This window comes from Pontibacter rugosus, assembly GCF_042678745.1.
GTDB lineage: Bacteria > Bacteroidota > Bacteroidia > Cytophagales > Hymenobacteraceae > Pontibacter > Pontibacter rugosus.
Genome location: NZ_JBHTLD010000214.1, coordinates 1 through 8,133, shown reverse-complemented (window position 1 = coordinate 8,133; position 8,133 = coordinate 1). Strand labels below are relative to the sequence as shown.

The following is an 8,133-nucleotide window of genomic DNA, read 5'->3' as shown; positions in this document are numbered from 1 at the left end:
CTACAGCTTTCAACTAACAACTTGAACTTAAATTATGAATGATTTAAGTTGGTTTTTCTCGAAAAGATTAGCCTAACTTTGCAGCCGAAACAACAAAAAATGCTTCCGTAGCACGCTAACATGACCTCCATTCCAACCTTTGTTACCATAAAAGGATTAGTGGCCTCATCGCACCATGTGGCGTTGTGCGATAAGCTGAATGGTTACTGTCTTCATTTCTATACCACTCCTAAGGACTTCAACTAATTTTCAGAATTGCTCTTCCCCTTTAAGTTGAGTCTATTCTGTATTACAGTTGCTAAAGTTATTATCGTTTTACTTATATCTAAAAATCATGGCTACAAGCATTAGCGTCAGACGCACGCTATCGTATGTCTTTATTGCTGCTTATTTAATAACGCTTTCATTTTCTATTTTTGACCGTCAGATGCTTTGGTTGCTGCTTTTGGTGGCACCGCTGCATGTGGTTTATATGTATAATATTAGGCAGTCGCGGCACTCTCTGCTGCGCAACTATCCGCTGCTCGGCTACCTGCGTTACTTCTTCGAGAGTGTTAGGCCAGAGTTTCGTCAGTATTTCTTTGAGTCTGATTTAGATGGCAAACCATTTAGTCGCCGTCAGCGCTCTATTGTGTATCAGCGGGCAAAAAATGAGCGGCAAACCGTGCCGTTTGGTATGCAAAGCAACAGCCAGGAAATAGGCTATGAATGGATAGCGCATACCATGTTCCCAACGCATGTTAAGGCGGAAGACCTGCGCGTAACTATTGGCAGTAGCCGTTGCAAAAAACCTTACAGCGCCAGCATCTATAATATTTCCGCCATGAGTTATGGCTCATTGAGCAAAACTGCAGTTACGGCACTAAGTGCTGGAGCTAAGTTGGGTGGCTTTGCCCATAATACAGGCGAGGGTGGGGTGAGTCCTTTCCATATAGAGGGTGGAGGTGACTTGATCTGGCAGATTGGAACAGGTTATTTTGGTTGCCGTGATAAAGACGGAAATTTTTCCGAAGAGCTTTTTAAACTGCAGGTCGCGCATCCGAATATCAAAATGGTGGAGATAAAATTGTCACAAGGAGCAAAGCCTGGCCATGGAGGAATCCTTCCGGCAGCCAAAAACACACCTGAAATTGCAGCCATACGAAAGGTGGAGCCCTTTACTACAGTTGCCTCTCCTCCGGCCCATAATGCTTTTCATGACCAGTTTACCATGCTCCTGTACATTGAGAAGCTTCGTGTGCTATCAGAAGGTAAGCCGATAGGAATTAAATTATGTATTGGCAATAAACAGGAATTTGAGCGCCTGTGCCAGGAGATGAAACACAATAATATTTTCCCTGATTTTATAACTATTGATGGGGCAGAAGGCGGAACAGGGGCCGCGCCGCTTGAGTTTACAGACAGTTTAGGTATGCCTTTGTACGATGCCCTCGCATTTGTGCAAAACAGCTTACGCAAGTATGGACTCCGAGACGAAATCAAGATTATAGCTGCCGGCAAGATCATTACGGGAGTAGACATTCTAAAAGCTATCTCACTTGGTGCTGACATATGCTACAGTGCCCGTGGTATGATGTTCGCATTAGGCTGCATTCAGGCACTGCAATGCGACTCAGGTAGATGCCCTGTAGGTATAGCAACACAGGATAGCAACTTGTATAAAGGCTTAGATATAGCTGATAAGCAAGTAAGGGTGGCAAATTTTCATGGTAATACAATCAAATCTACCATAGAGGTGATGGAAGCCTGTGGCTTTAGTGGTTTGGAGGATGTGATTCCAGAAAAGTTCTTCAGGAGAGTGGAGCAGGGCAAAACGCTTAGCTTTAAAGATATTTATTTCTCTAAAAATTATGCTTCTGGTACATTAGCCCAGAACTACGTGCTGAATTAATTTCCACCAATTTATAAACAAACAGGCCGCAGGTGTAAATCACCTGCGGCCTGTTTGTTTATTTAAACTTGTACTGTATTGTCAACACTTAAAGATAGGCGCTTTCATCTTCTTCAGATAGATCTAAATCTATATCCTCCTCCTCCAGCACACTGCCCAGGTATAAGTATACGGCTGTACTTATCGCAACTATTGTTGCACCAATCAACCAAATCGAAACTTCTTTATTCTTTCCCATACTTGCTGTTTTGAGGTGAGGATACTTTAGGTACGTTTTCAGTAGTTTTATGTAAAAAACAAAAGAGCCGGTTTTCGCCGGCTCTTTCTATTCTTTGTTGTAAGATTACTCTTACATATTCCTGCGGTATTGACCGCCAACTTCAAACAGTGCATTGGTAATTTGGCCAAGCGAGCAGTACTTCACAGTTTCCATCATCTCTTCGAAAATGTTACCGTTCTCTATCGCCACCTGCTGGATACGCTTCAGCATTTCGGCTGATTTGTCTGCGTTGCGTTCCTGCAGGGTGTGCACCATAGTTATCTGGTACTGTTTCTCTTCTTCTGTGGCACGGATTACTTCTGTAGGCAGCACAGTAGGAGAGCCCGTTGAAGAAAGGAAAGTATTCACACCGATAATCGGATACTCTCCTGTATGCTTCAGCGTTTCATAGTACAAGCTTTCTTCCTGAATCTTGCCACGCTGGTACATGGTTTCCATGGCACCAAGTACACCACCGCGCTCTGTAATGCGATCAAACTCAGTTAATACCGCTTCCTCCACAAGGTCAGTCAGTTCTTCGATGATAAAGGACCCTTGAATTGGGTTTTCATTTTTGGCAAGTCCTAACTCACGGTTAATGATCAGCTGAATAGCCATGGCGCGACGAACAGAAGCTTCTGTAGGCGTAGTAATAGCCTCATCATAAGCATTTGTATGCAGCGAGTTACAGTTGTCGTAAATTGCGTATAGTGCCTGTAACGTCGTACGGATATCGTTAAAGTCAATTTCCTGTGCGTGCAGCGAGCGGCCAGAGGTTTGGATATGGTACTTCAGCATCTGCGAACGTGCATCTGCGCCATACTTGTTCTTCATGGCTTTAGCCCAGATTCTGCGAGCCACACGGCCAATAACAGCATACTCCGGATCTATACCGTTGGAGAAGAAGAAGCTCAGGTTTGGCGCAAACTTATTGATGTCCATACCTCGGCTCACATAATACTCTACAAAAGTAAAGCCGTTTGCCAACGTGAAAGCCAGCTGCGAAATAGGGTTCGCTCCAGCTTCTGCAATGTGGTAGCCAGAGATAGACACCGAGTAGAAGTTGCGCACATTCTTATCGATGAAGTACTGCTGAACGTCACCCATCAGGCGGAGCGAGAATTCAGTAGAGAAAATACAGGTGTTTTGAGCCTGGTCTTCTTTTAGAATGTCAGCTTGAACTGTACCACGTACGGTAGCTAGCGTGCGCACTTTGATTGGGTCGTAAACGTCAGCAGGTAACACCTGATCTCCAGTTACACCCAATAGCATCAACCCTAAGCCATTGTTGCCTTCCGGCAACTTGCCTTGGTAACTTGGTCGCTCTATACCTTTATCCTTATAGATAGCTTCTATTTTCTGGTTGATTTCCTCTTCCAGGCCATTTTCTTTGATGTATAGCTCGCATTGCTGATCAATGGCCGCATTCATGAAGAAACCGGTCAGTATGGCTGCCGGACCGTTGATGGTCATAGATACTGATGTCATGGCATCAGCAAGGTTAAAGCCTGAATAAAGCTTTTTAGCATCATCCAAGCAGCAGATGCTTACGCCAGAGTTTCCAATCTTGCCATAAATATCAGGTCTGTAATCAGGATCTTCTCCATAAAGTGTTACGGAGTCAAACGCTGTAGACAAACGCTTGGCTGGCATGCCTAAACTTACATAGTGGAAGCGTCGGTTCGTGCGCTCAGGTCCGCCTTCTCCGGCAAACATACGGGTAGGGTCTTCGCCTTCGCGTTTGAATGGGAATACACCGGCTGTATAAGGAAACTCACCCGGAACATTCTCCTGCAGGTTCCATTTCAGCAAATCACCCCAGGCCTCATACTTAGGCGTAGCTACCTTTGGAATTTGCAGGTGAGAAAGCGACTCCGTATGCGTCTTGATCTTTATCTCTTTGTCACGAACTTTGAAAATGTAGAATTCGTTTTTGTAAGCCTGTACCTTCTCTTTCCAGTTCTCCAGTATCTTCTTGTTCTGGCCGTCCAGATTCAGCTCCACCTCCTCGTATGCCTGCTCCAGTTGCTTTACAAGACGATCTTTATCCTCAATTTCTATGCCTTGCACAGCTTCTATCGACTTTTTGATGCCGTATAATTTCTGTGCAACTTCAGCCTGGTCCTTTGTCCATTTGTCGTAGCTGCGGATCGTTTCAGAGATTTCAGAAAGGTAACGTGTGCGGCTAGGAGGGATGATGAATACCTTTTCAGACATTTCTTTTGACGTCTGCAGGTTAGAGTCAAATTCAACGCCTGTCTTCTCTGTCACCTTCGCCATAATGGCACGGTACAGCTGGTTCATGCCAGGGTCGTTGAACTGCGATGCGATTGTTCCAAATACAGGAATATCATCATCCTTCACATCCCATAGCTGATGGTTGCGTTTGTACTGCTTCTTCACATCCCGCAGGGCATCTAACGCACCTCGTTTATCGAATTTGTTCAGTGCAATTACATCAGCAAAATCAAGCATGTCGATTTTTTCCAGCTGCGTAGCGGCACCGTACTCGGGCGTCATCACATAAAGGCTGGTATCTGAGTGCTCTATAATTTCAGTGTCGGACTGGCCGATACCGGAAGTCTCTAAAATAATAAGGTCAAAGTTTGCAGCTTTGATGATATCCACCGCATCCTGTACATATTTGCTAAGGGCCAGGTTGCTTTGGCGTGTTGCCAGCGAGCGCATGTATACCCGATCATTTGAAATCGAGTTCATGCGAATTCTATCACCTAAAAGGGCTCCACCGGTTTTACGCTTAGAAGGATCTACTGAGATAATGGCAATTTTCTTCTCCGGAAAGTCCATCAAAAAGCGGCGCACCAGCTCATCTACTAAAGATGACTTGCCGGCACCACCCGTACCAGTTATACCTAATACAGGTGTCTGGATATCTTTTGCCTGCTCTTTTACTTCCTGCAGTATCGCTTTGGCTTCTTCCGGGAAGTTTTCGGCTGCAGAAATAAGACGGGCTATATCTTTCGGGTTCTTCTCCTGTAGGTGCTTAAACTCACCGTTCAGGTTCTGGCCTGTCGGGTAATCACACTTCTGCAGCATATCGTTGATCATGCCTTGCAAACCCATGGCACGGCCATCGTCAGGAGAATAGATGCGCGTGATACCGTAAGCTTGCAGTTCTTCTATTTCGCTGGGAAGTATAACACCGCCGCCGCCGCCAAATAACCTGATATGGCCGCTGCCACGCTCATGCAGCAGGTCGTGCATATACTTAAAGTACTCGATGTGGCCACCCTGATAAGAGGTAATGGCTATGGCCTGTGCATCCTCCTGAATGGCACAGTCTACTATTTCCTGTACGGAGCGGTTATGGCCGAGATGAATTACCTCTGCACCCGAAGACTGTATAATGCGGCGCATGATATTGATCGCTGCATCGTGTCCGTCGAACAAAGAGGCTGCTGTAACAATACGAATATGGTTTACAGGCTTGTATGGTTCTACAGTAGTTGCTTGCATGTCTACTTAACAGTTTTTTTCCAGATTTGATGCGAATATAGTGCTTTTTGAGGAGAATAGTTCTTCATAAGAAGTCATTGCACCCGATAAAGGCAGTACTCACTTACCTTATCTATACGTTGCTCTTTGGATAACTACTGGAATCAAATGCCTCCCAAAACCTAATCAGGTGCCAGGAAGCCTATATAGACAAACCGGATGCAGTAGCGCAAGTATAGCTTGCCTGGGCAGCGCCCTTTAGCTGCTGTTAAAAATGATTTCATGGCGAAAGCTGCAACAAAGCCACTTTCTTCTTAACTTTGTTATTCGTATAGATATTTATGAAGAACATCCGTAACTTTTGCATCATTGCTCACATCGACCATGGGAAGAGTACTCTGGCCGATCGCCTGTTGGAATACACCCAAACAGTGGCAGAGCGTGAAATGCAACACCAGCTGCTTGACAACATGGACCTGGAGCGTGAGCGCGGCATCACGATCAAAAGCCATGCTATTCAGATGAATTTTCCTTACAAAGGAGAGGAGTATGTGCTAAACCTGATAGATACACCGGGCCACGTCGACTTTTCTTATGAGGTTTCCCGTTCCATTGCTGCCTGCGAAGGTGCGCTCCTAATTGTAGATTCCTCACAAGGTATAGAAGCACAGACAATCTCTAATTTATACTTAGCCATCGGCAATGACCTGGAGATTATCCCTGTGCTGAATAAAATTGACCTTCCTCATGCCATGCCTGAGGAGGTGTCTGATCAGATCATTGAGCTGATTGGCTGCGAGAGAGAAGACATTATACATGCATCTGGTAAGGCGGGTATAGGTATAGAAGAAATTCTCAACGCCATCTGTGATCGTATTCCAGCTCCGAAAGGCGATCCGGAAGCGCCACTGCAGGCCTTGATCTTTGACTCTGTTTTCAATTCTTACAGAGGTATAGAAGTATATTTCCGCATTTTCAACGGAACACTTAAAAAAGGGGAGAAGGTAAAATTCATCAACACCGGCAAAACCTACGAGGCAGATGAAATTGGTGTGCTTAAGCTAAACCAGGAGTCGCGCCAGGTAATGGGCGCAGGTAATGTAGGTTACCTGATCTCTGGTATCAAAAATGCGAAAGAAGTAAAAGTAGGGGACACCATTACGCACGTAGATAAGCCAGGTATCGGTATACAGGGCTTTGAGGATGTGAAGCCAATGGTGTTTGCCGGTATTTACCCTGTGGAGACAAGCGAGTATGAAGAACTGCGCAGCTCCATGGAGAAGCTTCAGCTAAACGATGCCTCGCTGGTGTGGGAGCCGGAAACTTCTGCTGCCCTTGGTTTCGGCTTCCGTTGCGGTTTCTTAGGAATGCTGCACATGGAAATTGTACAGGAGCGCCTGGAGCGTGAATTTGATATGACGGTAATCACCACTGTACCGTCAGTACAATTCCATGCCTATACTACCAAGGAGGCTATGGTGAAGGTAAACGCGCCTTCAGAAATGCCGGAGCCAAATTACATTGATCATATTGAGGAGCCATTCATCAAGGCGCAGATCATTTCTAAGTCTGAGTTTGTGGGGCCTATCATCACGCTTTGTATGGATAAGCGGGGTATTCTGAAAAACCAGACTTACCTGACCAGCGACCGGGTGGAGATGACCTTTGAAATGCCATTGGCTGAAATCGTGTTCGATTTCTTTGATAAGCTAAAGACCATTTCCCGTGGTTATGCCTCTCTTGACTATGAACTGATCGGCTTCCGTCCATCAAACATGGTAAAGCTGGACATCATGCTGAATGGGGAGAAGGTGGATGCACTAAGCGCTATTGTGCACCGTGATAAAGCCTATGACTGGGGCAAACGTCTTTGCGAAAAGCTTCGTGAGCTGCTACCACGCCAGATGTTTGAAATAGCCATTCAGGCTGCTATTGGCCAAAAAATCATCTCCCGCGAAACAGTAAAAGCCATGCGTAAAAACGTGTTGGCTAAGTGCTACGGCGGCGATATTTCCCGTAAGCGTAAACTCCTGGAGAAACAGAAGAAAGGTAAGAAACGCATGCGCCAGGTTGGCAACGTGGAAATTCCACAAGAAGCCTTCTTAGCTGTGCTTAAACTTGACTAATCATAATGACTATACATCCAGAACTTTTAAAGTTGATAGAAGCCCTTCAGGAACAAGATCATACTGTTGAGGTTAGTAAGAACTTTAATAATCTCATTTACATTATGCAAGATACTGGGGCTAATATTAGTATAGAATATCTCATTGGATCCGATAAGTTTATTTTATTGGGTAAACAGCTTACTTTTAATCAATTGATGGGGAAGCTGGTAAACAGATTAACATGAAGAAGTTTATACTTTGCCTCCTGATACTTTTTCCATTACAGGGCTACAGTCAAAATACTGTTTTACTAGATCAAATTAATGGCTTTAAGAAGATTAAATTCGGGATGACTTTTACTCAAGTAAAGTCAAACGAGTTTAGTGAGCTGTATGGTTGTCCATTAGTAGATAATATAT

4 protein-coding genes are annotated in these 8,133 nt (G+C 44.8%); 2 read left to right on the top strand and 2 right to left on the bottom strand.

Annotated elements, in window-relative coordinates:
• Positions 1 to 334: 334 nt before the first annotated feature.
• Complete coding sequence (locus tag ACFQ2O_RS17945) at positions 335 to 1,891, top strand: FMN-binding glutamate synthase family protein (RefSeq protein WP_377531071.1); 1,557 nt, start codon at positions 335 to 337, stop codon at positions 1,889 to 1,891.
• Between the two features lie 88 nt (positions 1,892 to 1,979).
• On the opposite strand, the gene ACFQ2O_RS17940 is transcribed toward ACFQ2O_RS17945, so the two are convergent.
• Entirely contained in the window at positions 1,980 to 2,129 is a 150-nt protein-coding gene (locus ACFQ2O_RS17940) for a hypothetical protein (protein ID WP_377531068.1), read from the bottom strand.
• Positions 2,130 to 2,240: 111 nt separating this feature from the next.
• On the bottom strand, positions 2,241 to 5,627 hold the full coding sequence (locus tag ACFQ2O_RS17935; RefSeq protein WP_377531066.1) for a methylmalonyl-CoA mutase family protein: 3,387 nt from the start codon (positions 5,625 to 5,627) through the stop codon (positions 2,241 to 2,243).
• A gap of 320 nt (positions 5,628 to 5,947) precedes the next feature.
• Here ACFQ2O_RS17935 and lepA point away from each other — a divergent pair, with 320 nt between their 5' ends.
• Complete coding sequence (gene lepA / locus ACFQ2O_RS17930) at positions 5,948 to 7,732, top strand: translation elongation factor 4 (protein ID WP_377531062.1); 1,785 nt, start codon at positions 5,948 to 5,950, stop codon at positions 7,730 to 7,732.
• Positions 7,733 to 8,133: the final 401 nt, after the last annotated feature.

Coding starts and splice junctions, on each gene's coding strand:
- ACFQ2O_RS17945 (WP_377531071.1), top strand. CDS start 335: ATGGCTACAAGCATTAGCGTCAGACGCACGCTATCGTATGTCTTTATT.
- lepA (WP_377531062.1), top strand. CDS start 5,948: ATGAAGAACATCCGTAACTTTTGCATCATTGCTCACATCGACCATGGG.
- ACFQ2O_RS17935 (WP_377531066.1), bottom strand. CDS start 5,627: ATGCAAGCAACTACTGTAGAACCATACAAGCCTGTAAACCATATTCGT.
- ACFQ2O_RS17940 (WP_377531068.1), bottom strand. CDS start 2,129: ATGGGAAAGAATAAAGAAGTTTCGATTTGGTTGATTGGTGCAACAATA.